The organism is Neobacillus sp. plas4 (assembly GCF_057221695.1).
Genome location: NZ_CM170152.1, coordinates 4,456,974 through 4,483,679 on the forward strand (window position 1 = coordinate 4,456,974; position 26,706 = coordinate 4,483,679).

Genomic DNA, 26,706 nt, shown 5'->3' on the forward strand with positions numbered 1-26,706 from the left:
AGGAAGGTTCTAGCACTTCTTTTTCTTTTAATGCGTACGATTTGAAATAATTAATTTAGCCTTTTCTTGGAATGTACGGTTTTTTAGCTCGCGGCTCACCTAAGATTTCCGCCCAAATAATCCCATTAATGATCGTTTTTTCATCTGGTTTTTCTAATGTGTTATCCTCTGTTTTAACTTCCAATCTTGAGGCTGTAATGGGCTTAACAGGCTCTACAGGCCTGCTTGGTGAAACAGATTTCATTTGTTGATATGTTTCCTCTATATTTTGAAGTTTCTGCAACACGGGCTCACCAGTAGAAATTGGTTCTGTTTTTCTGGGGAATCCCCCCATTTGTTGTTCAACCCTAGTGCGAAAATCATCAAATCCTTTTGCCGTGAAAGGTTTTGTCGGCCCGTTACCTTTACCCTTCGATTTCCCGAAAAGGGTTGAAAGAATACCAGCGATAATTAAAAATAATATGGTTTCCATGCCTCAACCTCCTTCTAAGGAAGATTACTGGTCATCTTTTTTCTCACCCGTCATCTTTCCTATCGATCCACGCATATCCGTATCTGCCGAAATATTTTTATAGTTCATATATTCCATGACACTAATATTGCCGGATTTCAATGCTTCTGCTAGGGCTAGCGGCACCTCTGCCTCTGCCTCAACAACCTTAGCTCTCATTTCTTCTACTCTTGCCTTCATTTCCTGCTCCGAAGCAACAGCCATAGCCCTGCGCTCTTCCGCTTTTGCTTGGGCAATTTTCTTATCTGCTTCCGCTTGTTCCGTTTGCAGTTCAGCACCGATATTTCTACCTAAATCAACATCGGCAATATCAATTGATAGAATTTCAAAGGCGGTACCAGAATCTAATCCTTTAGCTAAGACTGTTTGCGAAATCAGTTCAGGGCTCTCGAGTACTTTACTATGGTCTTCAGATGAACCAATCGTTGAAATGACCCCTTCCCCAACACGAGCGACAACAGTATCTTCACCGGCACCACCAACTAGGCGATCAATGTTTGCTCTTACCGTAATTCTCGCTTTGGCTTTTACTTCAATACCATTCATGGCAACACCTGCAATAAAGGGTGTTTCAATGACTTTAGGGTTAACACTCATTTGTACAGCTTCTAATACATCACGGCCAGCCAAATCAATTGCAGCACAGCGTTCAAATGATAACTCTATGTTTGCACGATGGGCAGCAATTAAAGCATTGACCACTCGATCCACGTTCCCGCCTGCTAGGTAGTGACTCTCAAGCTGGTTCGTTGTTACATTTATTCCAGCCTTATGCGCTTTAATAAGCGGATTCACCACTCTGCTCGGAGTAACCCGTCTAAGTCTCATCCCTACTAATGTAAAGATACTAATTCTAACCCCTGCAGCCAATGCTGAAATCCAAAGCATTACCGGAACAAAGGATAATAATATTCCAAGGAAAATTAACGCTACCACGATTATTCCAATCATAAATAAACTTCCACTCGTTAATTCCACAGCACTTACCTCCTAATAACTAATTTACTTTTCTGACTACGATCCGTACTCCTTCAACCTTGATCACATTGATTTTAGCATTTTTGTCAATGAAATCGCCTTCGGTTACAACATCGATTCTTTCATTATTTATAACTGCTGTTCCTGACGGTCTTAAGACTGTCAATGCGATTCCTTGTTTCCCTATTAAATCCGTTCGATTCACATTAGAGACATAACCATCCTCTTTCTTCGCTGCATCAAACAGAATCATCCGATTAAATAAGACGATTTTTTTACCTAATACCTTTACCATAACTATTAACAAAGCAATTGAAACGCATATAGAAATAAAAATGGATATTCCGATACTCAATGGATTTTCTCCTGCTAAAAACAGGCTAGCAATTAGTGCAGCTAATCCCAGTGTACCCGAAATGGCTCCTGGAAGAAAAAATTCCAAGAAAATAAGCATAATTCCAAGCGCAAATAACATAATCGTACCGAAACCAGCAAGACCAGCTTGAAAATGTCCATAAAAGAATAGAAGTAATGCAAACAATCCTATAAATCCTGATATACCAAACCTTGATGAAAAAAGCTCATAAACAATTGCTGCCCCTGCAATGGTTAATAACAATGTTACAACGATTGGGTCTGTGAGAAACTCAATCATGGTTACCCTCCCTTCCTCTAACACCAGTAATACGTTTCATTTCCATATAAGTTTCAATCCCAACAAAATTAAAAACCGCAAGCATACGCTCGCGGTTTTGGTTGTCAGAATAATTATGAAAGGTGTTGTTGTACAAATTTATTTACAAGTGAACCGTCTGCTTTACCTTTTACTTTAGGCATAATCGCAGCCATCACTTTTCCCATATCCGCTTTTGATTTTGCACCGACTTCAGAGATTGTTTCTTTAACAATTTCTGACAACTCTTCTTCGGAAAGCTGCTTCGGTAAATACAGTTCGACGATAGCCAATTCTGTACGCAATTTATCAACAAGATCTTGACGACCTGCTTTATCAAATTCATGGAGGGAATCTTTGCGTTGCTTTACTTCGCGAGAAAGGATTGTTAACTCAGTATCTTCGGAAAGTTCTTTTGTTCCAAGCTTAATCGCTTCATTTTGCAATGAAGCTTTTACCATCCGAATCGTTGTGAGTTTGTCTTTTTCCTTATTTTTCATCGCTTGTTTCATGTCACTATTTAAACGCTCGAGAAGACTCATCAATTACACCCTCTCTTAGAACTTACGTTTTCTTGCAGCTTCAGACTTTTTCTTACGCTTTACACTTGGCTTTTCGTAGAATTCGCGCTTTCTTGCCTCTTGTAAAGTACCAGTTTTTGATACTGTACGTTTGAAGCGACGAAGAGCATCTTCAAGCGATTCGTTTTTCTTAACGACGGTTTTAGACATTCTCTTTCCCTCCCTCCGAAACACAACACACTTACATTCAATCCATGTACCTTGCAATTATAATATATCAAAGAAACAAGGTCAACTGTATTTCTTATGAGATATTTAAGCTTTTGAAATTTTTATTCGTAAATACTACAAATTTTTGAACGACTCACTTAAATTTGGCATGTCCGCCCTCGAAGGACATACAATGAAGAGAGGGGGTAAGGACATGCTATACATAGTTTTATTTATTTTATTTATTTTATTATTTATTTTTGGCATGACGATAATAAGGTTCGGGTTATTTAATTTATCTGGGAATAAATTGAAAGGCTGGTTGACAAAATTAACAAGTACACCACTAAAAGGAATGGTGACAGGCACCTTTGTAACTGCATTGTTACAGAGCAGTTCTGCCGTAATGGTTATTACAATCGGGCTGATTTCAACTAAAATTATGACGTTTCCCCAATCAATTGGAATCATCTTGGGTACTAATATTGGAACAACCTTTAAAACGGAACTAATCACGTTCAACCTTGATAAAGTATTAGTTCCACTTGCCATAATCGGAGCATTTCTTACCTTTTTTAAATCAATCAAGCTAAGAAGTATCGGCATGGTCACCTTTGGAATCGCCTCTGTGTTTACAGCAATGAAAGGTTTTGAGCTTTTAGCCAAACCATTAACTGCTCTTCCTTTTATTAATAACTATATTCTCTCCATCAACGATAATATCCTCTTAAGTATTTTAACCGGAGCCTTCATTACTGCTATTATTCAATCGAGTACCGCTATGACTGGTATCACCATGGGATTTCTAACAGCTGGTCTGCTCCATCTAGATGCAGGTATTGCCATCGTATTTGGTGCCAATATCGGAACATGTATTACTGCTCTTATTGCTTCAATTGGAGGAGGTAAAGAATCCAGATTGGCGGCATTTGCGCATGTTTGGCTCAATGTAGCTGGCGTATTACTCTTTTCTCCCTTTATTCCGCTATTATCCGAAAATGCCCATTTATTAGCTGAGGAAAAAATGATCCAGCTTGCACATATTAGTGTTATTTTTAATGTGGTATCCTCGGTTATGGTCCTGCCGTTTGCTACGAAATTTGGAGAGTTAATTTTGAAGGTACATGGCAGAAAAACATAGTAAAGATGGCCTAAAAGGTTCCGTTTTCGGGGCTTTGGCTTTATTATTAAAAGACACATGAAAAGACGTATGAATTGGAATACGTCTTTTTCAGTACAATTTTATATCTGAATAACCTGGCCGATAAAAAACTGCCGATTCCCGAACTTAGAGGACCAAGAGTACCCCTACTTATTGGTTGGGGAATCAGGTTAAGCACACGCTATGATAAATAGACGGAAAAATTCCGCTTAATTGGTAATTACTATTTAAAAAGGCCCAAATAGGCGGAGAAATTCCGACTATTGACTCGAAAAAAGCAAATTTAGGAGATTTTTCTTTGCATAACCGGAAAATCTCCGCTTATTTTTACTATTGCTAGTTACTCGATTAAGGACAAGACATCTTATGTTCAAAACTGAAAAAGACGGCCAAGGGCAGTCTTTTTAGTAATCTGAATTTACAGTTAATCCTTGAAGGATCGCCACCCCGGCGCTTGCACCTATTCTCGTTGCTCCCGCTTGAATCATTTTCTGTGTATCCTCGGTATTGCGGACCCCCCCGGAAGCTTTTACACCAATATTTGGTCCTACTGTTTCCCTCATGAGCTTGATATCTTCAACCGTTGCACCGCCTGTCGAGAATCCAGTGGATGTTTTCACGTAATCAGTTCCTGCCTTAGCTGCTAGATTGCAGGCACGAACTTTTTCTTCCTCTGATAATAAGCTCGTCTCAATAATCACCTTTGTTAATGCCCTGCCCTTTGCTGCCTCTACGACAGCACGAATATCTTTTTCAACTAGCTCATCATTTTTATCCTTTAAAGCACCGATGTTAATGACCATATCAACTTCATCTGCGCCATTTTCAATTGCATTGTTAGTTTCAAACGCCTTTGTTTCAGGCGTTGTCGCACCTAATGGAAATCCAATTACGGTACAAACCTTGACACCACTGCCACTTAATAAATCCCTTGCTGTACTTACCCATGTAGGGTTCACACAAACTGAAAAGAATTTATGTTCTTTTGCCTCTTGGCAAAGGGTTTCAATTTGTTGACGGGTTGCATCCGCCTTTAACAGTGTATGATCAATCATTGAAGCAATATTAGTCGTCGTCATGATATAAGCCCCTTTCAATTTTTCAAGCATTCACTTCTAACACTAGGATACCCAGATAGACTGAAAAAAGGGACCAATATTGGTCCCTTAAATGGCAGCTTCTTCTTCTGCAAATACATCAGATTTTATACGATTATCTTCGACAATACGAACAAATTGGCCTTCATTGTGTGGATATCCAGCTTTAGTGATTTTCACTTTAACAATTTTACCAATCATATCTTCTGTTGCAGGGAATACCACTTTTAAATAATTATCACTGTAACCCACATACATACCTGTGCTGAATTCTTCTTCAGGGATTACCTCTAACACGTCATTTTCAAATCGTGATGAGTATTCCTTTGCCAACTGATCAGAGAGAGTGATTAAGCGGTGTACCCGCTCATTCTTGATCTCCTCATCAACTTGATCTTCCATACGGGCTGCTGGCGTTCCAGTGCGCTTAGAATAAGGGAACACATGGAGTTCAGAAAATTTATGTTCATTAATAAAATTATATGTTTCCATAAACTCTTCTTCCGTTTCGCCAGGAAAACCAACAATAACATCAGATGTAACAGCAAGACCAGGCAGCACTTCTTTTAACCGGTCTAACCGCTCGCCAAAGAATTCCATCGTATATTTGCGGCGCATTCTTTTTAGTACCGTATTAGAACCAGATTGAATTGGAATATGCAAGTGACGAACAATGATGTTAGAGTGCTTAATTACTTCAATCACTTCATCGGTAATTTGGCTTGCTTCTATTGAGGAAATTCGAAGACGTTCAAGCCCCTTGACTTGTGCTTCTAAGTCACGAAGCAGCAATGCAAGATTATAATCCTTCATGTCTTCTCCATATCCACCTGTGTGAATTCCTGTTAAGACAATTTCCTTATAACCAGCGTCAACAAGCTGCTGTGCTTGACGAATAACTTCCTTTGGTTCACGAGATCTCATTAAACCACGAGCCCAAGGGATAATACAGAATGTACAGAAATTGTTGCAGCCTTCTTGGATTTTAAGTGATGCTCGTGTTCGATCCGTAAAGGCCGGAACATCAAGCTCCTCGTAAACACGGTTTTTCATGATATTGCCTACACCGTTAATCGGCTGACGTTCTGTTTTATATTGTTCAATGTATTCAAGCATTTTCACTCGATCCTGGGTGCCAACGACAATATCAACTCCAGGTATCGCCATGATCTCTGCAGGGGATGTTTGTGCATAACATCCCGTCACACAAATGACCGCGTCCGGATTTTTTCGGACTGCACGCCGAATAACTTGGCGGCTTTTTTTATCCCCCGTATTTGTTACCGTACACGTATTGATAATATATACATCAGAGATTGATTCAAAATCAACTCGATCATAGCCTTCTTGCTTGAACAATTGCCAGATTGCTTCAGTCTCATAATGATTCACCTTACAACCAAGTGTATGAAAAGCGACTGTCGGCATTTTATTCATCTCCTCAATAATTCAAAATGGTAGGAAACCGCCGCTAAAGCATATAAAGGCGCCGTTTCCGTTCTTAAAATCCGCGGACCTAATCCGCATAGGACAAAATCATTAGCCTGTAAAAGTTGAACCTCTTCTTCAGCTAGTCCACCCTCAGGACCAAATACGATTAATAGCGAATCGCCTGGTTTCATTCTCTGTAAAGTTGCTGAGAAAATAGATGTTTCACCGCTTCTGCTCTTTTCCTCATAAGCAGCTAATTTATAATCAAAGTCTTTACTATTTGCAATCAAAGCTTTAAAATTCATCGGGCTGATAATTTCAGGTACCATTCCACGATGAGATTGCTCTGCAGCTTCTTTCGCAATTTTTTGCCATCTGTCTATTTTTTTTGCGGACTTTTTATCGTCCCACTTTACTACCGAACGGCGGGCAGAGAATGGAATGAATTCACGGACACCCAGCTCGGTCCCTTTTTGAATAATCCATTCAAGTTTGTCACCTTTTGGCAGTCCACTTGCAATCGTAACGAAAATCGGAAGCTCTGACTTCTCATCTATCCATTGTACAACGTCTGCAACGACATGTTCATCGGTAATTTTTGCAATTTCACAAATCGCCGTATCCCCATTGGGATCTACACATATGATTTTGTCTCCGATTGTCATACGCATAACTTTTAACAAATGATGACGGTCATCACCATCAATCTGAAAACGGTTATCACTTGCTCGTTGTTTAACAAAGTACCGTTGCACACGATGCACCCCTCTAAAAAACATTTACTCTTTATTTTACTCAAATAAAGACTATAGTTAAAGCATAGAAAATACAAAAAAGGGGGTTAATCCCCTTTTTATAAGCATTATGTCCTCTTTGCAATGATGGCAACCCAATCTTCCATCAAGATTGTTTCTGTGATTTCAAAGCCTGACTGAATAAGTCCTTCTTTTACTTCATCCTTCTTCTGTTGAATGATTCCAGAAGCGATAAAATATCCACCAGGTTTAACAACACGTGCAACATCCTCTGTAAAACGTAAGATAACCTCAGCTAAAATATTCGCAACGATAACATCCGCAGAATTTTCATCTACACCATCTAAGAGATTATTTTGCTTAGTCGTTACTTTTTCACTTACTTTGTTAAGCTTTATATTTAATCGTGCTGAGGTTACAGCAACTTCATCTAAGTCGAAGGCACGAACATCTTCTGCTCCTAACATCGCAGCTGCAATGCTAAGGACACCAGAGCCTGTACCGACATCAATTACCCTATCACCCGGCCTGACAGACCTTTCTAGCGCCTGTATACACATAACCGTAGTCGGATGTGTTCCGGTACCGAACGCCATTCCTGGGTCCAGTTCAATGATTAATTCATCACTGCTTACTGGATTGTAGGTCTCCCAAGTAGGAACAATCGTAAACTTCTCTGAAATTTTCACAGGATGATAATATTTCTTCCATGCTGTTGCCCATTCTTCTTCGTTTACTTCACTAATGGTTACCTTATTTAAACCTATATCGATATTGTGAATAATGAGGTTATTTATTGAATCTTTTATTGCATCTACCGTTTCACCTAAGAAACTGTTTACTTGAAGATAAGCTTTTACAATAACTCCTTCTTCAGGGTAATCATCTGGATTGAGTTGGTAGATTTCCCCGAATTGATCTTCCCTTTCCTTTGTTAGTTCAAAAGGGTCCTCAATAACAACACCGCTGGCTCCCGCCTCGTGTAAAATATGTGATATTGGTTCAATCGCTTCGTTTGTAGTGTGAATACTAAGTTCAGACCATTTCATTCTACCAACTCCAATCTTTACTCGCCCTTAAAGGCTCTTTTTACTTTTGAGAAAAAGCCTTCTTCATGCTCCCCTATTGGTGAATTACCACTAAGGTCTGCAAACTCGCGAAGAAGTTGCTTTTGTTTATCAGTTAACTTTGTAGGTGTAATAATACGAACTATGATGTGTTGATCCCCCACACCATAACCACGAACATTAGGAATCCCTTTTCCTTTGAGTCGGAATTTCGTTCCTGTTTGTGTTCCGGCTGGAACCTTAAGTTTTACTTTACCATGTAAGGTTGGGACTTCAATATCATCCCCCAGCGAGGCTTGAACAAATGTGATAGGCATTTCACAATAAACATCATCGCCATCTCTTTCAAAAAACTCATGTTCTCTTACATGGAATACGATATATAAATCTCCAGATGGGCCGCCGTTAATACCGCCCTCACCTTGTCCGGAAATCCTTAACTGTTGCCCATCATCGATACCTGCAGGAATTTTCACATGGATTTTTTTGCGCTTTTTCACTTTACCGGAGCCGCCGCAAGTTGAACATTTATGTTTAATTTCTTTACCTGTTCCATTACAGTGGTGACAAGTACGGCGATTAACAACTCTGCCAAACGGTGTATTTTGCTCAATATTTATCTGGCCAGTTCCATGACAATGTTGACAGGTTTCAGGTTTTGTTCCCTTTTTCGCACCTGAACCATTACATGTACCACATGATTCTTCACGAGGTATTTCAATATCAGTTTCTTTCCCAAAAGCAGCCTCTTCAAAAGAAATCGTCATCGTGTACTGTAAATCTGCACCTTGTCTAGGGGCATTAGGGTCACGTCGGCGCGATCCACCGCCACCAAAGAAAGTATTAAAAATATCTTCAAACCCACCGAAACCGCCGCCGAAGTCTCCGCCGCCAAAGCCTTGATTTGGGTCAGTATGACCAAATTGATCATAGTGTGCCTTTTTTTGATCATCGCTTAAAACCTCATAAGCTTCAGCGAGTTCTTTAAATTTATCCGCAGCATCAGGCTCTTTATTAATATCTGGATGATATTGTTTAGAGAGCTTCCGATACGCCTTTTTTATTTCATCCTTAGAAGCGCTCTTACTTACACCAAGCACCTCATAGTAATCCCGTTTACTCATGATTACCACTCCCGAATCTTTCACATAAAGATTATTCTAACATCTATGAGAAGTTAATTGCAATACGAAATGCTTAAGGCGCTTGTTTATCGGCGACTAGCATAAGATGAGCCGGCATGAAGGTTGCTCTTTAACCTTCTTGACGGATTGTCTGAAATGTGGAGGCGACTGCTCTGGGACGAAGGCATAAGACGAACCATGAAAGAAGGCACTTTTGCATTCTTCAGTGGATGGCTTATGACTCGAGTCCCTAGGAGCCCCAACTAGACAAGATTATGCCTCGAGCCGATAGCGCCTATAGCTGGAAATATAATATCCTTAACCAAAGAAAAAGCCAAAGCCGATGCTGACTTTGACTTTTTCATTAGTTAGTATGACGAATTCTATTTTTCTTCCTTGATTTCTTCAAATTCAGCGTCGACTACGTTGTCATCTTTAGGACCCGCAGCTCCGCCTTCTGCACCTTGTGCACCTTGGGCTGCCTGAGCCGCTTGTTCATAAAGCTTAACTGTTAACGCTTGAACAATTTCTTGTAAAGCGTCTTTCTTAGCACGGATTTCAGCTAGATCATTGCTTTCGATTGCAGCTTTTAAAGCATCTTTTGCTTCATTAGCATTTGCAACTTCTGCAGCGTCTACTTTACCTTCTAAGTCTTTTAATGTTTTTTCAGTCGTGAAGACTAGTTGGTCAGCTTCATTGCGTAATTCCACTTCTTCTTTACGCTGCTTGTCAGCTTCAGCGTTTTCTTCTGCTTCTCTGACCATTTTTTGAATTTCTTCATCAGAAAGTCCTGTAGAAGATTTGATCGTAATTTGTTGTTCTTTATTTGTACCAAGATCTTTTGCTCGTACATTTACGATACCGTTTTTATCGATATCAAACGTTACTTCAATTTGAGGGATTCCACGTGGTGCTGGTGGAATATCTGATAATTGGAAGCGTCCTAATGTTTTATTTAGATTCGCCATTGGACGTTCCCCTTGAAGAACGTGGATATCAACAGCTGTTTGGTTATCAGCAGCAGTCGAGAAAACTTGTGATTTTGATGTTGGAATCGTTGTGTTACGGTCAATCAATTTTGTAAACACGCCGCCCATTGTTTCGATACCAAGTGATAATGGTGTAACGTCAAGCAACACTACATCCTTTACATCACCTGTGATAACGCCGCCTTGAACCGCAGCACCCATCGCAACAACTTCATCTGGGTTAACTCCGCGGTGAGGTTCCTGACCAGTAGCTTTTTTAATCGCTTCTTGAACAGCAGGAATACGAGTTGAACCTCCAACAAGAATAACCTTATCAAGCTCTGATGGTGAAATACCAGCATCACTTAATGCTTGGCGAGTTGGTCCCATTGTACGTTCTACAAGATGAGCAGACAACTCATCAAATTTTGCTCTAGTCATTGTCACTTCAAGGTGAAGTGGACCAGCTGGACCTGCAGTGATAAACGGTAAAGAAATTTGCGTTGAAGCTACACCAGATAAATCCTTTTTCGCTTTTTCTGCTGCATCTTTTAAGCGTTGTAATGCCATTTTATCTTGAGATAGATCAATACCATTTTCCTTTTTGAATTGTTCAACAAGGTAATCGATGATAACTTGGTCAAAGTCATCCCCACCAAGACGGTTATCACCTGCAGTTGCTTTTACTTCAAATACGCCATCCCCTAGTTCAAGGATGGATACGTCAAACGTACCGCCGCCAAGGTCATATACTAGAATCGTTTGATCTTGATCTGTTTTATCTAAGCCATATGCAAGAGCAGCAGCAGTAGGTTCATTGATGATACGCTCTACTTCTAAACCAGCGATTCTACCTGCATCCTTTGTTGCTTGACGCTCAGCATCGTTAAAGTAAGCTGGTACAGTAATAACTGCCTTTGTAACTGGCTCTCCTAGATAATCTTCAGCATAAGATTTTAAATATTGAAGGATTATAGCTGACATTTCTTGAGGAGTATAATTCTTACCTTCTACTTCAACTTTGTAATCTGTTCCCATATGTCTTTTAATGGACATTATGGTATTTGGATTCGTAACAGCCTGACGCTTAGCTACTTCACCTATTTGACGTTCACCGTTTTTAAATGCTACAACAGATGGCGTTGTGCGGTTTCCTTCTGGATTTGGAATAACCTTTGGTTCGCCGCCTTCAAGGACGGAGACACATGAGTTTGTTGTTCCAAGGTCAATACCGATAATTTTACTCATAACCTTTTCCTCCTAGATAACAATATGTAGGTTTTATTGGTTTACCTTAACCATTGATGGGCGGATCAAACGATCCTTTAACATGTAACCTTTTTGGAATTCATCAGTCACAATGTTGGAACCAAAATTCTCATCTTCCCCTTGCATAACGGCTTGATGGAAGTTTGGATCAAATTCTTTACCAACAACTTCAATTGGCTCGACACCTTCTTTTTTCAAGGCATCAACTAAACTGCGATATACCATTTCCATTCCTTGAAGCAAAGATTTAGTTTGCTCATTATCTGCTTCTACTTTTAGGCCTCGTTCAAAGTTATCTAGAACTGGCAGCAATTCAGTGACCAATTTTTGTGCTTTATATTTTTCACCGGCCTCGATATCTAATCGAGTTCGACGGCGGAAGTTATCAAAATCAGCTTGAAGACGCAAATAACGATTGTCCGCTTCCTCTAGCTTACTAGTAAGGGCTTGAATTTCAGCAGCATAGTCCACTGTAGTTGATTGGTCAGTTGAGTTCTCATCTTCACCAAAAACAGTTTCAACTTCCACATCGGTAAGTTCTGCTTGTTCATTTGTTTGAGATTCAAATTCTTCACTAATCGTGTTGTTCTTTTCTTCTGTCAACTTACTCACCTCCTTAAAGGATTAGCTTTCTATCTAAGAATTAAATTTTTAAAAAGTGGGAGGAGGGGAAAACTAAACCATTTCACCTAAGAGTAATACGCAGTATTTCACCTAGGTGCATTACGTAGTAATTCACCCTTACTCAATATTTCCACCACTATTATTTTTGATACAAGTTTGTTAATACTGAGGTTAAATCCTTACTTAAAAACTTTAACAGGCTAATAACCCGAGAATATTCCATTCTCGTTGGACCAAGAATGGCAATTGTTCCTAAACTTTCTGTCCCAACCGAATAGGTTGCCGTAATAAGGCTGCAATTTTCCATTGCACTATTCTTGTTTTCTGTTCCGATCTTCACGTTAATACCAGCTGAATTATGTTTGATCAATGGGTAAATCCATTCCTCATGGTCAATCATTTGCAGCAGATCTCGGATTTTGCTGATATCATGAAACTCGGGCTGACTTAACATATTGGTCTTTCCACCAAAGAATAGTTTTTCATTTGCCGGCATTTTTAAGGATTCAGCAATCGTATACAGCATTAAATCGTAATTTCTAATATGCTGCCTTAAAAGTGTGGCAACTTCTTTGTAGATTTTATCGTTTAGGTCTTCTAGCGCTACACCCGTTAATCGTTCGTTTAAAATGTTAACCGTTTTTTCCAAATCACTTGCGTCCACAGTTGGCGGCAAATAAAATGTTCGATTCTCAACATGCCCCGAATCGGTTACAAAGATTGCCACGGCTGTTTCCTTATTCAATGGAATGATTTGGATCCTTTTAAGTTTATTTAAACTTGCAGCAGGACCTAACACGATGGACGTATAATTGGTTAAATCTGATAAAATCTTGGCGGATTTTTGAATAATTTTTTCAAATTCAAAAATCTTCTCAGCAAAAATAGACTGTATGATCGTTATATCCTGTTTATCTAATGCTTGAGGCGACAATAAATGGTCAACATAATAGCGATAACCTTTTTCAGAAGGTACACGACCTGAAGAAGTGTGTGTTTTCTCAATATAGCCTAGTTCTTCGAGATCAGACATTTCATTCCGTATAGTCGCTGAACTAAATGATATTTCTTCCTTTTTCGACAAACTCCTTGAGCCGACAGGTTGTGCAGACCGAATAAAATCATCAACAATAACCTGAAGAATCAATAATTGACGATCTGTTAACACCTTTCATCACCTCTGTTAGCACTCATTAGAGTCGAGTGCTAATTCTATTAATAAATTATCAAAAATAGGGGGAGGGTGTCAATCATTTGCTATCAGGAAATACAAAAGCAGCTTTCCAAAACATCAATTTGTGACACCTAAGAATGATTGAAAAACTTCATTTCCTAACAGCCGCCCTCTTTTTGTTAAATATATATTATCCTTTTTTACTTCTATCCATTTTTTAGCAATCAAATCAGATATCTCATTTTCAAAAATTTTCAGTGGGTCCATATCAAACTTTTCGATGAAATGGGATATAGATACGCCATCTGTTTTACGCAGACCTAAAAACATTTCTTCTTCTATTTGTTCTGCTTTTGTAGTTTGGTGTTCCTGGAATATTGGGAGTTTTCCGTCAGCAATTTGTTCCATATATTTCTTCAATGGTCCTGCATTGGAGCGTCTCCAGCCATTCACATAGCTGTGCGCTCCTGCACCAAACCCATAATAGTAATCGTTATTCCAGTATGTTAGGTTATGTTTGCTTTCATAGCCAGGCTTTGAAAAATTACTAATTTCATATTGATTAAATCCATAGTTTTCCATCTGTTCCATTAGCAGTACATACATCTCTGCTTCCGTATCTTCACCCGTTGTCGGAAGTTTCCCTTTTTGCATGAGATTGTAAAAAACGGTCTTAGGTTCAATGATTAACGAGTACGCCGAATAATGTTGAATGTCTAGTGAAAAAGCTTCTGTCAATGACTCTTTAAAGTCTGTTAGGGTTTGGGTCGGCAGACTGAAGATTAAATCAATGCTAATATTTTTGAAGCCAATAGACTTTGCACTTTCTACTGTTTGGTAAACGTCCTTTGCTCGGTGAACACGTCCAATCTTTTTTAATAATTCGTCATTAAAGGTTTGAACACCTAGACTGAGTCGGTTTACACCTGCATTCTTTAATATTTGTAACTTTTCCTTACTTAAATCTCCCGGATTCGCTTCAAAGGTAAATTCATGTTGATGACTCATCGGCAAGTTTCTGTTAATACTTTCACAAAATTTCTCGAGCTGCCTCTCATTTAAGGAGGTGGGTGTACCGCCGCCCACAAATATGGTATCCAGTTGATTAGTTGGATATTGTTGTAACGTAAGAATCATTTCCTGCTCAAGTGCCTCTAAATATTGGTCTACCGGCTGCCCTTTCAGGAAAACTTTATTGAAATCACAGTAATGGCAAATATGTTCACAAAAAGGGATATGGAGATAGGCAGCTTTAATCATACTTTCACCTTCTTATTTCGGTTCTGGCTTCATGTATCACTTATGAGGCCGCTTTTCTAAATTTCTTTATGAGTTTGGGCTTCATAGAAAGAAAAGAGGCTGGATTTGGCCTATTAATAGACTTGTCCTAACCTCCCGTTTTGTTTTTTATTTTTTTGAATTGTTATCATCCATTTTTAGGACAGCCATGAAGGCTTCTTGTGGGACTTCGACAGACCCAACCTGTTTCATCCGTTTTTTACCTTCTTTTTGTTTCTCAAGCAGCTTTCGTTTACGGGAAATATCTCCCCCATAACATTTAGCCAATACGTTTTTACCCATAGATTTAATGGTTGAACGAGCAACAATTTTTTGACCAATAGCAGCTTGGACAGGAACTTCGAATTGCTGCCTTGGGATTAATTCCTTTAGCTTCTCAACAATGACTTTGCCGCGTTCGTAGGCAAAATCTTTATGAACGATAAAGCTTAAGGCATCCACCTTTTCAGCGTTTAACAATATATCCATTTTAACCAAGCTAGACGGTTTGTAGCCAATTAATTCATAATCAAATGACGCATAGCCTCGCGTGCTGGACTTAAGTTGATCAAAGAAGTCATAAACAATTTCTGCTAAAGGAACTTCATAGATGATGCTTACACGGTTTTCACCTTGGTATTCCATATTAATAAAAATACCACGCTTTTGCTGACACAACTCCATAATCGCACCGACATATTCATTTGGAGCCATCATCGTTGCTTTTACGTAAGGCTCTTCAACATGGTCAATTTTCTGTGGATCCGGAAGATTGGAAGGGTTATCCACTTTTATTTGAGTGCCATCTGTCAAGTGTACATCATAGATAACACTCGGAGCCGTTGTAATCAAATCAATCTTAAATTCACGTTCTATCCGTTCCTGAATAATCTCCATATGAAGCAGACCTAAGAACCCACAGCGAAATCCAAAGCCTAGTGCTTGGGAAGTTTCAGGCTCGAATTGAAGCGCAGAATCATTTAACTGCAGCTTTTCGAGTGCTTCACGTAAATCATTAAATTTCGCTGTATCGATTGGATACAATCCGCAATACACCATTGGATTTAATTTTCGATATCCTGGCAGCGGTTCAGTTGCTCCATTTTTTGCATTTGTAATCGTATCACCGACACGAGTATCGCCTACATTTTTAATAGAAGCGGACAGGAATCCAACATCACCAACTGTTAACTCGTCTTGAAGTGTAGCTTTTGGTGTAAATACCCCTACTTCATTTACTTCAAATTCTGCACCGGTTGCCATCATTTTAATTTTATCGCCTACTTTTACACTGCCATCGACAACTCGAATATAGGCTACTACACCTCTATAAGCATCATAAAGGGAATCAAAAATCAATGCTTTTAATGGAGCATCAGGGTCACCAGTTGGGGCAGGAACAGACTTAACAACCTGTTCAAGGATATCCTCAATCCCAATTCCAGCTTTAGCAGATGCTAAAACCGCTTCAGAGGCATCAAGTCCTATAACCTCTTCAATTTCATTACGGACTCTTTCAGGCTCAGCACTAGGTAAGTCGATTTTATTAATAACAGGTAAGATTTCAAGGTTATTATCTAGTGCAAGGTAAACATTCGCCAAGGTTTGTGCTTCAATCCCCTGCGCCGCGTCAACAACCAAAACAGCACCTTCACAAGCAGCAAGGGAACGTGATACCTCATAGGTAAAATCGACGTGTCCCGGCGTATCGATAAGATGGAAGGTGTACTCTTCCCCATCTTTTGCTTTGTATTTTAATTGTACAGCATTTAACTTAATCGTAATCCCGCGTTCTCTCTCTAAATCCATCGAATCTAGAAGCTGGGCCTTCATTTCACGCGAAGTTAATGCATTGGTTTTTTCTAAAATACGGTCTGCTAATGTTGATTTCCCGTGGTCAATATGGGCAATAATTGAAAAATTTCTTATTTTTGATTGTCTTTTTAGTTTTTCTTCTCTATTCATGTATTCCACTCCTACTATAACTCGGACCTGTAGACTATTTTTGATTATATCAGTACGGGAAATAAGATTCAATTAAAACTGAATGAACGTGGTCTTTACAAATAAAAGAGCGGGGACCATTACGGAACCGCTCTAAGAATATTATTGAGTTAGTAGGTTAATTAGTTTTTCTGATGCACTGGTAACACCTTCAGAAATCTTCTTTCCCATAGATGAGAAAAGATTAAAGGCACTTATTTCTTCAAGTTTCTTTTTCTTTTCATTTAGATCGTGACTCGATATGTTATTTCCCAAAAAAGTTGCCTTCACATGCTCACCATCGTCATCTATCGCTACAGCATTTTGAAAATTCGGGTCGTCATAGCCCTTCATTTTATGAATCCCGTCATTAGCGAGCTGCATTCCAGCTAACACCGAAATGAACATTATCGCCAAGACACCGAAAAATTTCAGCATGAACATTTTCATAGGACATGCTCCTTTATCCCTATTGTTTATCCGTAGACTCCTCAACATCTTGATTTACCTTTTCAGCCTGCCAAAAGTATTCACTAAAGACATCTGCAAGTGCCTCCGCAGAACGGTTTAACTCTTCCATCGTATTATCAACACCGCCAAATTCAATTAATAAAGCATTCTCAGATAAATTTTGATTGTAGACTCCATTCTGACCAGCACCTTGGTTTTTCATAACCCCATAGCTTAAACCTTTGTATTTTTTCTCCAAAAGATTATGGAGGTCTGTCGCCAATTTTAGATTTTTTTCGTAATTTGGATTTTTACCACCTATAACAAAAACAAGCTGTGCATATAGTTGTCCATTTACAATCGGGGTCGTTTTATCTTTTCGGCGTGCATCTCGATGGATATCAATTAAATATTGTATTTCACGATTTGAAGCCATTGCCGTCCTAACCAATTCTCCTGACTTCGAATATGCACCAGCCATCTTTACCTGACCCATTACATCAGATTTATCAATAGAAGTTCCAATTCCCCTCGCCTCAAGGCCTGCTTTTAATTGATCACCTATTTTAGTGACATTTAACTGAGAGTGATAGGCAAGGTTGGGATCGGTAACCCCTTGTAAATAAGGTAAATAGGATTCGCGATTATGTGTAAAGTAGAGATGTACAACCTTTTTATCACCTGTGGTTGTGTTAGGTGGCTGTGAAGGCGTTACGTTACCTGTACCTTCCTCTATTCCCTCTATATTTTGCAAGGAAGCCTCCCGCTCAGCCAACATTATTTCTATTGGAGGTGCAGACTCCATCGGCATATTGGTATAATTTGAACCTTGACCAGCAACAACAATTTGTCCATCAAACTGATAAAATCCTGGAAGCTCTCTGCCTAAAAGACTTCTTGGGTCATTTAAATTAATATTGCTTGAAAGCTTAAAAATTACATTGGTTAATTTTGGGCTAGCTGTTAAATTATCCTCAATAGTTAAAAAATGATGATTCTCCCAAGCCATCAGTTGGTAGAGCATTTTACCATTTATTTGATTTGTGGCTGTATTAACCGAATCTGACATAAGTCTATATTGGGGCTTTAAAGATGTTAGAAGCCCGCTGATAGAAAAGACCAAAATCATAAACAATAAGACAATAGAGGTTACTTTAATTAAATTTGTCGCATGTACGGTCAAAAACAATCCGGAATGTTTAGTAGATTTCATGGTTCCACCTCTCAATTTGATTCTAGTAAATACTTATGACTCCACTAGAATTACTAGAACCATTATTCTTAGGTTGAGAGGTGGTCAAATCATATTATCTTGTATAGTATCCTGCATTTCCTTGGTCGACATTACTGTGAAGCGCAGCATTCAACCCGCTTGCAATCAGGTTTGCCATGTCTTCTATAAATACATCCACTTCCTTTGGAGTTACCATTAAATTGTGTCCCAAAGGAGCAAGCACTTCGTATATTAATTTACGTTTTTCTTCCTCTTCCAATGTCCCAATCATTCCAAGGAAGGTCTGACGATGTTTTTCTTCTGGCAGGTCATCATCGGTAAGTTTTTTTCTCTTTCCGAATGTCATACCGGCTGGTGCAAGTGCTCTGGACGGACGATTCCCTTCCTTTAACTCCTTGCCAAAATGTTTAAGGATATAGTCAATGGTGTCACTAGTGATGGAAACGGCATCCACTACAGTTGGTACACCAATAGCAATAACTGGAACTCCCAACGTTTCCTTACTTAACTCTTTTCTTTTATTTCCAACTCCCGACCCCGGGTGAATCCCTGTGTCAGAAACTTGTATCGTCGAATTGACTCTTTCTATCGATCTTGCGGCTAAAGCGTCGATTGCAATGACAAAGTCAGGTTTTGTTTTTTCTACTACTCCAAAAATAATATCGCTGGTCTCAATCCCTGTTAATCCCATTACCCCAGGAACTAAGGAACTAACCGGACGATAGCCTTCCTCTACGTTTTCAGGCTGTAATTGGAATAAGTGTCTGGTGATTAATAGATTCTCACACACCATGGGCCCAAGTGCATCAGGGGTAACATTCCAATTTCCCAATCCAACAATAAGACAGGACGCGTCTTTTTTAATCCCGGCGCCTTCTAAGAAGTGAGCAAATTCTTTAGCAAAAATTTCCTCAACCTTTTGCTGTAACGGCGTATCCTGCTGTCGAATTCCTTGTACTTCGAGGGTTAAATAACGTCCTGGTTTTTTACCTAATTGTTTTGCACCTTCTGCAGTGACCTCCACCAATGAAATTTTTATATCATCAACATCTTTTTCTTTAATGATGACCCCTTCAATTTGTGAAAGGTCCTTCTCTTGATCAACAGTTCCCTCCCTGCTGGCAATGACCATTTCTCTAGATTCAATTGCTAAATCCGTTCGAATTGAGTATTGGCTTAAGTCGATATTGCTGCTAATGTTGTCTTTCATATATATCGCTCCCATCTCCAATTTCTTATTCCAGCTCCAGCGACTAGGGGCTCGGGGTCATAAGCATGTCTAGTTCCGGCTCCTTGGGACTCGAGTCGTAAGCCCCCCCCTGAAGAAGGCAAAAAGCGCCTTCTTGCAGTGTGCGTCTTACGCCTTCGTCCCAGAGCAGTCGCCTCCACTTTTCTTACAATCCGTCAAGAAGGTAAAGAGCAACCTTCTCGCCGGCTCGTCTTATGCCTGTCGCCCCTGGGCACTAAGGAAAGCTCCTTAGATTTACCTCGCAGGAACAAGCTGTGCTTGTTCCGAAGTCGCTTCCGCTTTTTTCCTTAGAAACTATTTCCTATTTTTGCCCCTTTTCCGCGAAAACATTCAAGTTTATTGTGATATGTAAAGAATCTAGTATTGCAATCTAGGGTTTGGTTTGATAAAATATCTTTTGTTCTGATTAATTGTGAATGAAGGTAAAGTCGAGTTCATATAGTCTCGATTCTTTGTAGGAGGTGAAAGTAATGCCTAACATTAAATCTGCTATTAAGCGTGTAAAAACAAGCGAAGCTCGTAATGCTCAAAATACAACTGCTAAATCTGCTATGCGTACGGCTGTTAAGAAAGTAGAAGCTGCTGTTACTCTTAACGATGCTCCTGCAGCTAAAGAAGCATTCTCAAGTGCTGCTAGCAAACTAGACAAGGCTGCTGCTAAAGGACTTATCCATAAAAATGCTGCTGCTCGTAAAAAATCACGTCTTGCTAAAAAAGCTAACTCTTTATAAGAAAAGCGTAAGGCGCCCGCCCATCGGCGACAAGCAGAAGACGAGCCGGCTGGAAGGTTGTTCTTTAACCTTCCGGACGGATTGGCTTCTGACCTCGAGCCGATGGCGCCTGTAGCTAGACAATAAGAGTGCATAAAAAAACGATTCCCATCTGGAATCGTTTTTTTGTTGTTGCTTTAGCGTCTTATTTTAAATAATAGCATCTCAATCAATAATGACTTATTCATTCCGCCCGTTTTCATCTGGTGATCAGCATTTGCAAGCATCGTCATCAGATTGGTCAAATCCTCATCCGTAAATTGGTTGGCTTGACCAGCCGCAAGCTTTACCCGAAAAGGGTGAGCTTTTAAAAATCCAGCCATTTGCTGTTGTCCATATCCTCTTCTAGACAGCTCCTTCACCTGATAAATCAATCTAAATTGCCCTGCAAGCAATGCTAATATTTTTATTGGCTCTTCATTTTGCTTTAATAAATCATAATAAATGCGAAGGGCATCTTCTGGTTTCCGTTGAACAACTTTTTCTATAAGTGTAAAAATATTTTGTTCCAGTGACCTTGAGACTAACTTTTCCACCATTGAAGCATTTATTTTTTTATCGTCAGAAGCATATAAAGCTAATTTATCAACTTCACTCGTGATCATAAACATGTTCGTTCCTACAAGGGTAAGTAATCGTTCAAGTGCATCAGACTCGAAAATGATTCCATTTGCTTTTGCTCTTTCCTTCACCCAATTTTTTAATTCAAATTCATTTAATTTCTTTGCTTCGACAGTGACTGCTGTTCGTTTTAGCTCTTTGGTAATTTTCTTTCGTTCGTCCAGCTTTTCATATGGCGCCGAGATAACAAGAACGGTGTATGGTGCTGGTTCTTTTATATATGCTTCTAGTCGTGAGAGATTATGATCAATTTTTTCTTTTTGTTTTTCAGCTGTTAAAAATTTAGGATTATGTAAAAAAATCACTTTTTTTTCGCCTAAAAACGGAAAGGTTTCTGCGTCTTCTAAAGCCGTTTCAATCGGAGTTTCTTCTAAATCATATGCAGTAAAATTAAAGTCCATTTCGTCTTCGTTTAAAACCTGGTTAAGCAGCATTTGTTTCGTTTCATTGATTAAAAACGCCTCAGTACCATATAATACATAAATGGGAGCAATTTCCCTTTGTTTAATTTGTTTCCAAATATCTAATACCATTATCCAAGCTCCCCTTCAATTCACATTCCATTATCTATCGTAATGAAGCTTGGACAATTTGACAAGTGTTAAAAGGGAATTGACGTCTTAGAGAATAAGCGCCAATTCCCGATCTATGATGAACGCCTGCAATTAAAGCCCTAGGATCTTTTAATCGCTTGGCGGAGTTCCTTGTGTAAATTTAGTGTCACCTTTTTGGTTTAAAGTATTTGTGTCAACTCTTGTCAATAAAGGAAGCAGATATTGAATGTATACTGGATTTTTTAAAATAAATCGCTTATACTATATTGTGAAATAGGAGGGGTAAATTGTGAATGAATTTGAAAAGAATGTGCAAAGTAAACGTAACGACGCAATTGATTCTGGGGTAGGGTTTATCGTTTCTTTTGGTTTTTTTGCTACAATGTTTATTATTGCTACCGTTATTAAAATCATCGGATCCTAATGTTAGGCTACATAATTAGTTTTAGAGGCTGCAGCCATGCAGTCTCTTTTTCATTTTGTGATGAGTTATTACTTTATCGTATGTAAAAAGGATGAAAAGGTTCCAGTGTTCTGATAAAACCTGTAGGTAATCGCACCATCTTGATCGGTCCTGTATACAGCTGAGTTAGATAAGCGCTCTAGCACCTCACTATGCGGGTGACCATAGCGATTTCTTTCACCAACTGAAATCCATGCAATGGCTGGGGTAATCTTGTTGATAAACATCTCACCGCTAGAGGTTTTACTGCCATGGTGCCCAGCCTTTAGTACATCCATATTCAAATCGGGATATTTCCTAACGATCCTTTCTTCCCCTTCTTGATCGAGATCACCTCCAAAAAACCAATTCAGTCCGCCAATGTATGCTAATAGAGCAATCGATCCACCATTTGTACTACCTTGGTAATTTTTTTCTGGACTTAAAACATAGAATGCGCTGTTTTTATTCTCCCATTGACTCCCTTCCGCTACCACGACTACCTGAACTCTTCTTTCTTGAGCTTCCTTAATAATACGCTGCACTGAGGGAGATAACTCTATAACGGAAGGCAAAATGATTTGTTTTACTTTTATCTCTTCCAAAACAGCAAGGGCTCCGCCAATATGGTCTGCATCACCATGTGTAAGAATAAGTTTATCTAGTTGTTTAATGCCCTTTCCTTTCAAAAAAGGTACCACCACATCTCTCCCAACCTCAAAGGGTTTTGCAGGTTTCTTCCATTCGTCCTCTTCGAAGACAATCGTTCCCCCCGTATCGATTAAATAAGTACCTTCCCCGAATGGATGATGTATTAAAATACTGTCGCCCTGCCCAACATCAATCATGGTGACTTCCCCAAATGGGTTAACCCAATTCCAAACGTTTTGAAAGGTAAACAAAACGATGGCTAAGAGCATGGCCATTTGTTTTCTTTTTTTCTGTAAACCTGCCTCCCATAATATAAAAATAGCGAGAATAATCAATAAATAAAGGAAGAAGTTAATCAAATTGGGTCTCCCTGTAATGAGCTGCAGAGTGGATATATCTGCAAGCCGATGAATAAGCCCATTAGCTAGGATAATGATGTTCATGAGTAAATTTATTAAAAATGAGGGTGTCGCTCCAAAAATGAGCTGAATGAAATACAAAAAATATAAGCCTGGAACAAACACAAACGAAAATAGCGGAATGTAGAGGAGGTTTGCTGCAATACTAATAAAGGAAATTTCAAAGAAATGGTACAGTAATATTGGAAGTGCACCGAGTTGGGCAATTATGGATATAACAATCATCGATGAAATACTTCGTTGGTACCGAGGCAAAATGCTGGAGGCAGATAAAATAATGGCAAAACTAACTGAAAATGATAGTTGAAAACCTACATCGAATATAATTAAAGGTGTAAAGAATACATAAATCATAAATGTAAGGCTTATGGCATCAACAGGTGACATCCTTATTTGTTTTTTCCATCTTACTGCCGACAATACGAGGAATAGCGTTAAGACAGCCCGAATCACGGATGGTGAGGCACCAGTTAAAATTGCATAAATCGGTAAAAGAATGAGAAGAAAATTAAACATAAATTGCCGAGTCAACCCGATTCTAATTCCTAAATAAAAGACCATCCCTATTAACAATGAAACATGAAGTCCAGATATTGCTAATAAATGAACAATACCAGTCTTTTGATAATCGATTAAAACCTGCGGATCGAACATACTCCTATCCCCAAAAATCAATGCTGCTGAAAGGGCTGCAATTTCAGTTGGAAAGTTCTTTTCAAGATAATTGATGCCCATAAAACGCCATTCTTTAATCATGGTTATCGGCGTTGATTTCACAACAGCACATCTTTGAAGCGGATGTCCATTTAATTCAACGATCTTATATATTTGTTTATTGGCTAAATAGTTTCGATAGTTGAAAGCATTCGGGTTTTTAGCAATAGAAGGATCGCTTAACTTTCCTTTTATTTGGCATAAGCGCCCGTAAAAATTGGTATCTTTTAAGGACCATTTCTCTGATTCTGATTTAATTTTATAGCGAATTAATAGCTTTTCTTTATGCTTTATATCAAACGCAGTAACTTGCAGTAAATCACCATCCACTTTGGTGTTCTCCATATACTCGACATAAAAGGTAGTGGTTGAATCTGACAGGGTGGTTTTATTATTTGTTACAACTGCATGACTGGTAAATAAAAAAGTGATAAAGAGGCAGATAACGATTATTAACTGTAGTTTTGAGTATTTTTTATAGCGAAAGAGGAGGCAGAGATAAACGATGGAAATAAATAAGAAGAGTAAAAAATTGAAAATCGAGGTTAATACGCCTAATAAAGCTGCAATCGCATAATAAAAGTATTTACCATTCATATGTTTTCTCCATATTTTAGAGGGTGTATTTAACGCCGGGGCTGCCGGCGTTAAATTTGCTTTTATTGTCCCATTTTCCGGAAATCAATAACTGATTCTTTTAATTCTACTTTTTCCGTCTTAACATTTGCTTGCTGAAATAATTCAATAGCGTGAGGGTGGTTTTTATAATCCTCGGCATAATAAACTGTTTTAATCCCAGCTTGAATAATAGCTTTGCAGCATTGGAGACATGGGAAATGAGTAACATAAATTTCGGAGTCCGCTGTAGGCACACCGAACTTAGCACATTGTAAAAGTGCATTCATTTCAGCATGGATCGTTCTAACACAATGGTTATCAATAACATAACAACCTTTATCAATACAATGGTCTCCCCCGGCAATTGATCCATTGTAACCTCCGGCAATGATTCGCTTGTCTCTGACTATGGTTGCGCCTACCGTTAGCCTTGTACATGTACTTCTTAATGCCAGCAAATGGCTTTGTGCCATAAAATACTGATCCCATGAAATGCGTTCCACTTCCTCAACTCCCCAAAATTCGATTTTTTTCTCTCTTTTAGTGTAATATCTGCGGCTTTAAAAGGTCAATTGTAATTCTTATTTAACAGTTATAAGATCTTTAAGTTTTTCGAATGTTTTTTCACCGATTCCACTAATATTTTTCAAATCTTCCACACTTTTAAATACGCCATTTGTCTCTCTGTATTCCAATATCGCTGCAGCCTTTGAAGGACCAATTCCAGGAAGGTTTTGCAATTCATTTTCATCTGCTTTATTTAAATTTATTTTTGCCTGTTTGTCACCACCGATATTCATAACAGACCCGGCAGTTCCCCCATCACCAGCAATGCCCTCCTCTCCCTTCGCAGGAATATAAATAACCATCGCATCTTGTACATGCTCAGCAAAGTTCACCTGACTTTCATCACCGTTCTCCGTTAATCCTCCAGCACGATTTATCACATCTATTACGCGTTCACCCTCAGCTGATGAATACACACCCGGCATTTTCACTTGACCTTTAACATCTACAATAATGCTTTGAGGTTCAGTTATTTGTTCTGGCGAAAGCTCGGTTTCTTTCTCCTCCGTGATACTTTGTGGAACGATATTTTCTAGATTACTTACAGATGATTTACTTTCCTCTAAGAAATAAAAAATGGCAGCAAAAGCGATTACCGCGGCAATCATTACATACTTCTTATGCTCTATAATCCAGTCCTTCAACATGAATCCATCCTTTCAAGTGGTATATTTCACAACTAAATCTCATATTGTTATTAGAGAATCTGCATTCGAAGGAGGGTCGGAATAATGAAAATTGGTATCATCGGTACCGGTAATATGGGGACAATTTTGATCGAGGCTTTGATCGATGGAAAGGCAGTATCCCCTTCTTCAATGGTCATTACGAATAGGACAAAAACTAAAGCGATGCTGCTTAAAGATAAATATAAAAATATAAGAGTTGGAGAAAATGCTGCTGAGGTAGCATCTCAATCCGATTTAGTATTCGTTTGTGTCAAACCGTTGGATGTTCATTCTATTCTAACTGAAATTAATCCCCATTTAGGTACCAGAAAATGTGTCATTTCCATTACCAGTCCTATTGACACAAACCAACTTGAAGCGTTAACAGCTTGTTCTGTTGCCAGGGTTATTCCAAGTATTACAAACAGGGCATTAGCGGGAGTGTCTCTCATAACCTATGGTGAAAATTGTAGTGAAAATTGGAAAACAAAAGTGGAGAGTTTGTTTACGAAGATTTCGGTACCAGTAACTATTGATGAGACAATCACAAGAGTGGCATCCGATATCGTTAGCTGTGGTCCAGCATTTTTCAGTTACCTGCTGCAGCGATTTATTCTTGCGGCGGTAAAAGAAACGGAGATTGATGAAGAAACGGCTACTGTTATGGCAAGTGAAATGATTATAGGTCTCGGGGAGCTAATAAAACAAGGGCATTATACATTACCTTCCTTGCAAGAAAAAGTTTGTGTTAAGGGCGGTATTACAGGTGAGGGCATTAAAGTGATGGAGGAAGAGCTTGGAGATGTCTTTGAACATCTTTTCCATGCGACACATTCAAAGTTTAATGAAGACATAGAAAAGGTAAATACGCAGTTCTATAAACATTAATTCGCTAAGATTTAACAAAATCCTTTATTTTTTTCA

The 26,706-nt window shown here is 38.9% G+C and carries 25 protein-coding genes and 1 pseudogene; 4 read left to right on the forward strand and 22 right to left on the reverse strand.

The window, feature by feature from the left end; genetic code table 11:
• Window positions 1-55: 55 nt before the first annotated feature.
• From AC2TFD_RS22500 to rpsU, 5 genes are all read right to left on the reverse strand, one after another.
• Complete coding sequence (locus tag AC2TFD_RS22500; RefSeq protein WP_335568469.1) at window positions 56-472, reverse strand: hypothetical protein; 417 nt, start codon at window positions 470-472, stop codon at window positions 56-58.
• Window positions 473-496: 24 nt separating this feature from the next.
• Window positions 497-1,462 (reverse strand): flotillin-like protein FloA, encoded by a 966-nt coding sequence (gene floA / locus AC2TFD_RS22505; RefSeq protein WP_335518026.1) that lies wholly within the window; start codon window positions 1,460-1,462, stop codon window positions 497-499.
• 46 nt (window positions 1,463-1,508) lie between these two features.
• A complete protein-coding gene (locus AC2TFD_RS22510; RefSeq protein ID WP_335517994.1) occupies window positions 1,509-2,144 on the reverse strand; it encodes an NfeD family protein in 636 nt (211 codons plus the stop codon).
• A gap of 113 nt (window positions 2,145-2,257) precedes the next feature.
• Window positions 2,258-2,704 (reverse strand): GatB/YqeY domain-containing protein, encoded by a 447-nt coding sequence (locus AC2TFD_RS22515; RefSeq protein WP_335517993.1) that lies wholly within the window; start codon window positions 2,702-2,704, stop codon window positions 2,258-2,260.
• 15 nt (window positions 2,705-2,719) lie between these two features.
• The gene (gene rpsU, locus AC2TFD_RS22520; RefSeq protein WP_075686208.1) at window positions 2,720-2,893 is read right to left on the reverse strand and encodes a 30S ribosomal protein S21; all 174 of its coding nucleotides are present in this window, start codon (window positions 2,891-2,893) and stop codon (window positions 2,720-2,722) included.
• Window positions 2,894-3,107: 214 nt separating this feature from the next.
• On the opposite strand from rpsU, the gene AC2TFD_RS22525 reads away from it, so the two are divergent.
• Complete coding sequence (locus AC2TFD_RS22525) at window positions 3,108-4,034, forward strand: Na/Pi symporter (RefSeq protein WP_335568470.1); 927 nt, start codon at window positions 3,108-3,110, stop codon at window positions 4,032-4,034.
• Window positions 4,035-4,459: 425 nt separating this feature from the next.
• On the opposite strand, the gene deoC is transcribed toward AC2TFD_RS22525, so the two are convergent.
• From deoC to gpr, 13 genes are all read right to left on the reverse strand, one after another.
• Window positions 4,460-5,134, reverse strand: coding sequence for a deoxyribose-phosphate aldolase (gene deoC / locus AC2TFD_RS22530; protein WP_484674004.1), 675 nt, complete (start codon window positions 5,132-5,134; stop codon window positions 4,460-4,462).
• 87 nt (window positions 5,135-5,221) lie between these two features.
• Window positions 5,222-6,580, reverse strand: a complete 1,359-nt coding sequence (gene mtaB / locus AC2TFD_RS22535; protein ID WP_484674005.1) for a tRNA (N(6)-L-threonylcarbamoyladenosine(37)-C(2))-methylthiotransferase MtaB — start codon at window positions 6,578-6,580, stop codon at window positions 5,222-5,224.
• 5 nt (window positions 6,581-6,585) lie between these two features.
• Window positions 6,586-7,338 carry a 16S rRNA (uracil(1498)-N(3))-methyltransferase gene (locus AC2TFD_RS22540; protein WP_484674006.1) on the reverse strand — a complete coding sequence of 251 codons (753 nt, stop codon included), beginning with the start codon at window positions 7,336-7,338 and terminating at the stop codon, window positions 6,586-6,588.
• 107 nt (window positions 7,339-7,445) lie between these two features.
• Window positions 7,446-8,387, reverse strand: coding sequence for a 50S ribosomal protein L11 methyltransferase (gene prmA, locus AC2TFD_RS22545; protein ID WP_335516780.1), 942 nt, complete (start codon window positions 8,385-8,387; stop codon window positions 7,446-7,448).
• A 17-nt stretch (window positions 8,388-8,404) separates the two neighbouring features.
• A complete protein-coding gene (gene dnaJ / locus AC2TFD_RS22550) occupies window positions 8,405-9,529 on the reverse strand; it encodes a molecular chaperone DnaJ (RefSeq protein WP_335516773.1) in 1,125 nt (374 codons plus the stop codon).
• Between the two features lie 383 nt (window positions 9,530-9,912).
• Entirely contained in the window at window positions 9,913-11,745 is a 1,833-nt protein-coding gene (gene dnaK, locus AC2TFD_RS22555; RefSeq protein ID WP_484674007.1) for a molecular chaperone DnaK, read from the reverse strand.
• Window positions 11,746-11,778: 33 nt separating this feature from the next.
• Complete coding sequence (gene grpE / locus AC2TFD_RS22560) at window positions 11,779-12,369, reverse strand: nucleotide exchange factor GrpE (RefSeq protein WP_484674008.1); 591 nt, start codon at window positions 12,367-12,369, stop codon at window positions 11,779-11,781.
• Window positions 12,370-12,529: 160 nt separating this feature from the next.
• Window positions 12,530-13,558: a heat-inducible transcriptional repressor HrcA gene (hrcA, locus tag AC2TFD_RS22565; RefSeq protein ID WP_335510427.1), complete on the reverse strand. Its 1,029-nt coding sequence runs from the start codon at window positions 13,556-13,558 to the stop codon at window positions 12,530-12,532.
• 123 nt (window positions 13,559-13,681) lie between these two features.
• Window positions 13,682-14,824, reverse strand: coding sequence for a radical SAM family heme chaperone HemW (hemW, locus tag AC2TFD_RS22570; protein WP_484674009.1), 1,143 nt, complete (start codon window positions 14,822-14,824; stop codon window positions 13,682-13,684).
• A 147-nt stretch (window positions 14,825-14,971) separates the two neighbouring features.
• Entirely contained in the window at window positions 14,972-16,807 is a 1,836-nt protein-coding gene (lepA, locus tag AC2TFD_RS22575) for a translation elongation factor 4 (protein ID WP_335510432.1), read from the reverse strand.
• 141 nt (window positions 16,808-16,948) lie between these two features.
• Window positions 16,949-17,275, reverse strand: a complete 327-nt coding sequence (locus AC2TFD_RS22580; protein WP_335510433.1) for a DUF3679 domain-containing protein — start codon at window positions 17,273-17,275, stop codon at window positions 16,949-16,951.
• 19 nt (window positions 17,276-17,294) lie between these two features.
• On the reverse strand, window positions 17,295-18,488 hold the full coding sequence (gene spoIIP, locus AC2TFD_RS22585) for a stage II sporulation protein P (RefSeq protein WP_484674010.1): 1,194 nt from the start codon (window positions 18,486-18,488) through the stop codon (window positions 17,295-17,297).
• Window positions 18,489-18,582: 94 nt separating this feature from the next.
• Window positions 18,583-19,719, reverse strand: coding sequence for a GPR endopeptidase (gpr, locus tag AC2TFD_RS22590; RefSeq protein WP_335510437.1), 1,137 nt, complete (start codon window positions 19,717-19,719; stop codon window positions 18,583-18,585).
• A gap of 509 nt (window positions 19,720-20,228) precedes the next feature.
• Here gpr and rpsT point away from each other — a divergent pair.
• Window positions 20,229-20,489: a 30S ribosomal protein S20 gene (rpsT, locus tag AC2TFD_RS22595; RefSeq protein ID WP_335510439.1), complete on the forward strand. Its 261-nt coding sequence runs from the start codon at window positions 20,229-20,231 to the stop codon at window positions 20,487-20,489.
• 176 nt (window positions 20,490-20,665) lie between these two features.
• Here the strand turns inward: rpsT and holA are convergent, their stop codons facing one another.
• Window positions 20,666-21,682 (reverse strand): DNA polymerase III subunit delta, encoded by a 1,017-nt coding sequence (gene holA / locus AC2TFD_RS22600; RefSeq protein WP_484674011.1) that lies wholly within the window; start codon window positions 21,680-21,682, stop codon window positions 20,666-20,668.
• A 310-nt stretch (window positions 21,683-21,992) separates the two neighbouring features.
• On the opposite strand from holA, the gene AC2TFD_RS22605 reads away from it, so the two are divergent.
• Window positions 21,993-22,127 carry a YqzM family protein gene (locus tag AC2TFD_RS22605; protein ID WP_045517769.1) on the forward strand — a complete coding sequence of 45 codons (135 nt, stop codon included), beginning with the start codon at window positions 21,993-21,995 and terminating at the stop codon, window positions 22,125-22,127.
• A 68-nt stretch (window positions 22,128-22,195) separates the two neighbouring features.
• Here the strand turns inward: AC2TFD_RS22605 and AC2TFD_RS22610 are convergent, their stop codons facing one another.
• The 3 genes and pseudogenes from AC2TFD_RS22610 to AC2TFD_RS22620 all read right to left on the reverse strand — a co-directional run bounded on the left by AC2TFD_RS22610 (window position 22,196) and on the right by AC2TFD_RS22620 (window position 25,758).
• Window positions 22,196-24,526 carry a DNA internalization-related competence protein ComEC/Rec2 gene (locus AC2TFD_RS22610; protein WP_484674012.1) on the reverse strand — a complete coding sequence of 777 codons (2,331 nt, stop codon included), beginning with the start codon at window positions 24,524-24,526 and terminating at the stop codon, window positions 22,196-22,198.
• 77 nt (window positions 24,527-24,603) lie between these two features.
• Window positions 24,604-25,050: pseudogene (locus AC2TFD_RS22615) on the reverse strand (ComE operon protein 2); the annotation flags it as partial.
• A 78-nt stretch (window positions 25,051-25,128) separates the two neighbouring features.
• The gene (locus tag AC2TFD_RS22620; protein ID WP_484674013.1) at window positions 25,129-25,758 is read right to left on the reverse strand and encodes a helix-hairpin-helix domain-containing protein; all 630 of its coding nucleotides are present in this window, start codon (window positions 25,756-25,758) and stop codon (window positions 25,129-25,131) included.
• A gap of 87 nt (window positions 25,759-25,845) precedes the next feature.
• On the opposite strand from AC2TFD_RS22620, the gene comER reads away from it, so the two are divergent.
• Window positions 25,846-26,670, forward strand: coding sequence for a late competence protein ComER (gene comER, locus AC2TFD_RS22625; RefSeq protein ID WP_335509779.1), 825 nt, complete (start codon window positions 25,846-25,848; stop codon window positions 26,668-26,670).
• Window positions 26,671-26,706: the final 36 nt, after the last annotated feature.

Coding starts and splice junctions, on each gene's coding strand:
- AC2TFD_RS22500 (WP_335568469.1), bottom strand. CDS start 472: ATGGAAACCATATTATTTTTAATTATCGCTGGTATTCTTTCAACCCTT.
- floA (WP_335518026.1), bottom strand. CDS start 1,462: ATGATTGGAATAATCGTGGTAGCGTTAATTTTCCTTGGAATATTATTA.
- AC2TFD_RS22510 (WP_335517994.1), bottom strand. CDS start 2,144: ATGATTGAGTTTCTCACAGACCCAATCGTTGTAACATTGTTATTAACC.
- AC2TFD_RS22515 (WP_335517993.1), bottom strand. CDS start 2,704: ATGAGTCTTCTCGAGCGTTTAAATAGTGACATGAAACAAGCGATGAAA.
- rpsU (WP_075686208.1), bottom strand. CDS start 2,893: ATGTCTAAAACCGTCGTTAAGAAAAACGAATCGCTTGAAGATGCTCTT.
- AC2TFD_RS22525 (WP_335568470.1), top strand. CDS start 3,108: ATGCTATACATAGTTTTATTTATTTTATTTATTTTATTATTTATTTTT.
- deoC (WP_484674004.1), bottom strand. CDS start 5,134: ATGACGACGACTAATATTGCTTCAATGATTGATCATACACTGTTAAAG.
- mtaB (WP_484674005.1), bottom strand. CDS start 6,580: ATGCCGACAGTCGCTTTTCATACACTTGGTTGTAAGGTGAATCATTAT.
- prmA (WP_335516780.1), bottom strand. CDS start 8,387: ATGAAATGGTCTGAACTTAGTATTCACACTACAAACGAAGCGATTGAA.
- dnaJ (WP_335516773.1), bottom strand. CDS start 9,529: ATGAGTAAACGGGATTACTATGAGGTGCTTGGTGTAAGTAAGAGCGCT.
- dnaK (WP_484674007.1), bottom strand. CDS start 11,745: ATGAGTAAAATTATCGGTATTGACCTTGGAACAACAAACTCATGTGTC.
- hemW (WP_484674009.1), bottom strand. CDS start 14,824: ATGATTAAAGCTGCCTATCTCCATATCCCTTTTTGTGAACATATTTGC.
- lepA (WP_335510432.1), bottom strand. CDS start 16,807: ATGAATAGAGAAGAAAAACTAAAAAGACAATCAAAAATAAGAAATTTT.
- AC2TFD_RS22580 (WP_335510433.1), bottom strand. CDS start 17,275: ATGAAAATGTTCATGCTGAAATTTTTCGGTGTCTTGGCGATAATGTTC.
- spoIIP (WP_484674010.1), bottom strand. CDS start 18,488: ATGAAATCTACTAAACATTCCGGATTGTTTTTGACCGTACATGCGACA.
- gpr (WP_335510437.1), bottom strand. CDS start 19,719: ATGAAAGACAACATTAGCAGCAATATCGACTTAAGCCAATACTCAATT.
- rpsT (WP_335510439.1), top strand. CDS start 20,229: ATGCCTAACATTAAATCTGCTATTAAGCGTGTAAAAACAAGCGAAGCT.
- holA (WP_484674011.1), bottom strand. CDS start 21,682: ATGGTATTAGATATTTGGAAACAAATTAAACAAAGGGAAATTGCTCCC.
- AC2TFD_RS22610 (WP_484674012.1), bottom strand. CDS start 24,526: ATGAATGGTAAATACTTTTATTATGCGATTGCAGCTTTATTAGGCGTA.
- comER (WP_335509779.1), top strand. CDS start 25,846: ATGAAAATTGGTATCATCGGTACCGGTAATATGGGGACAATTTTGATC.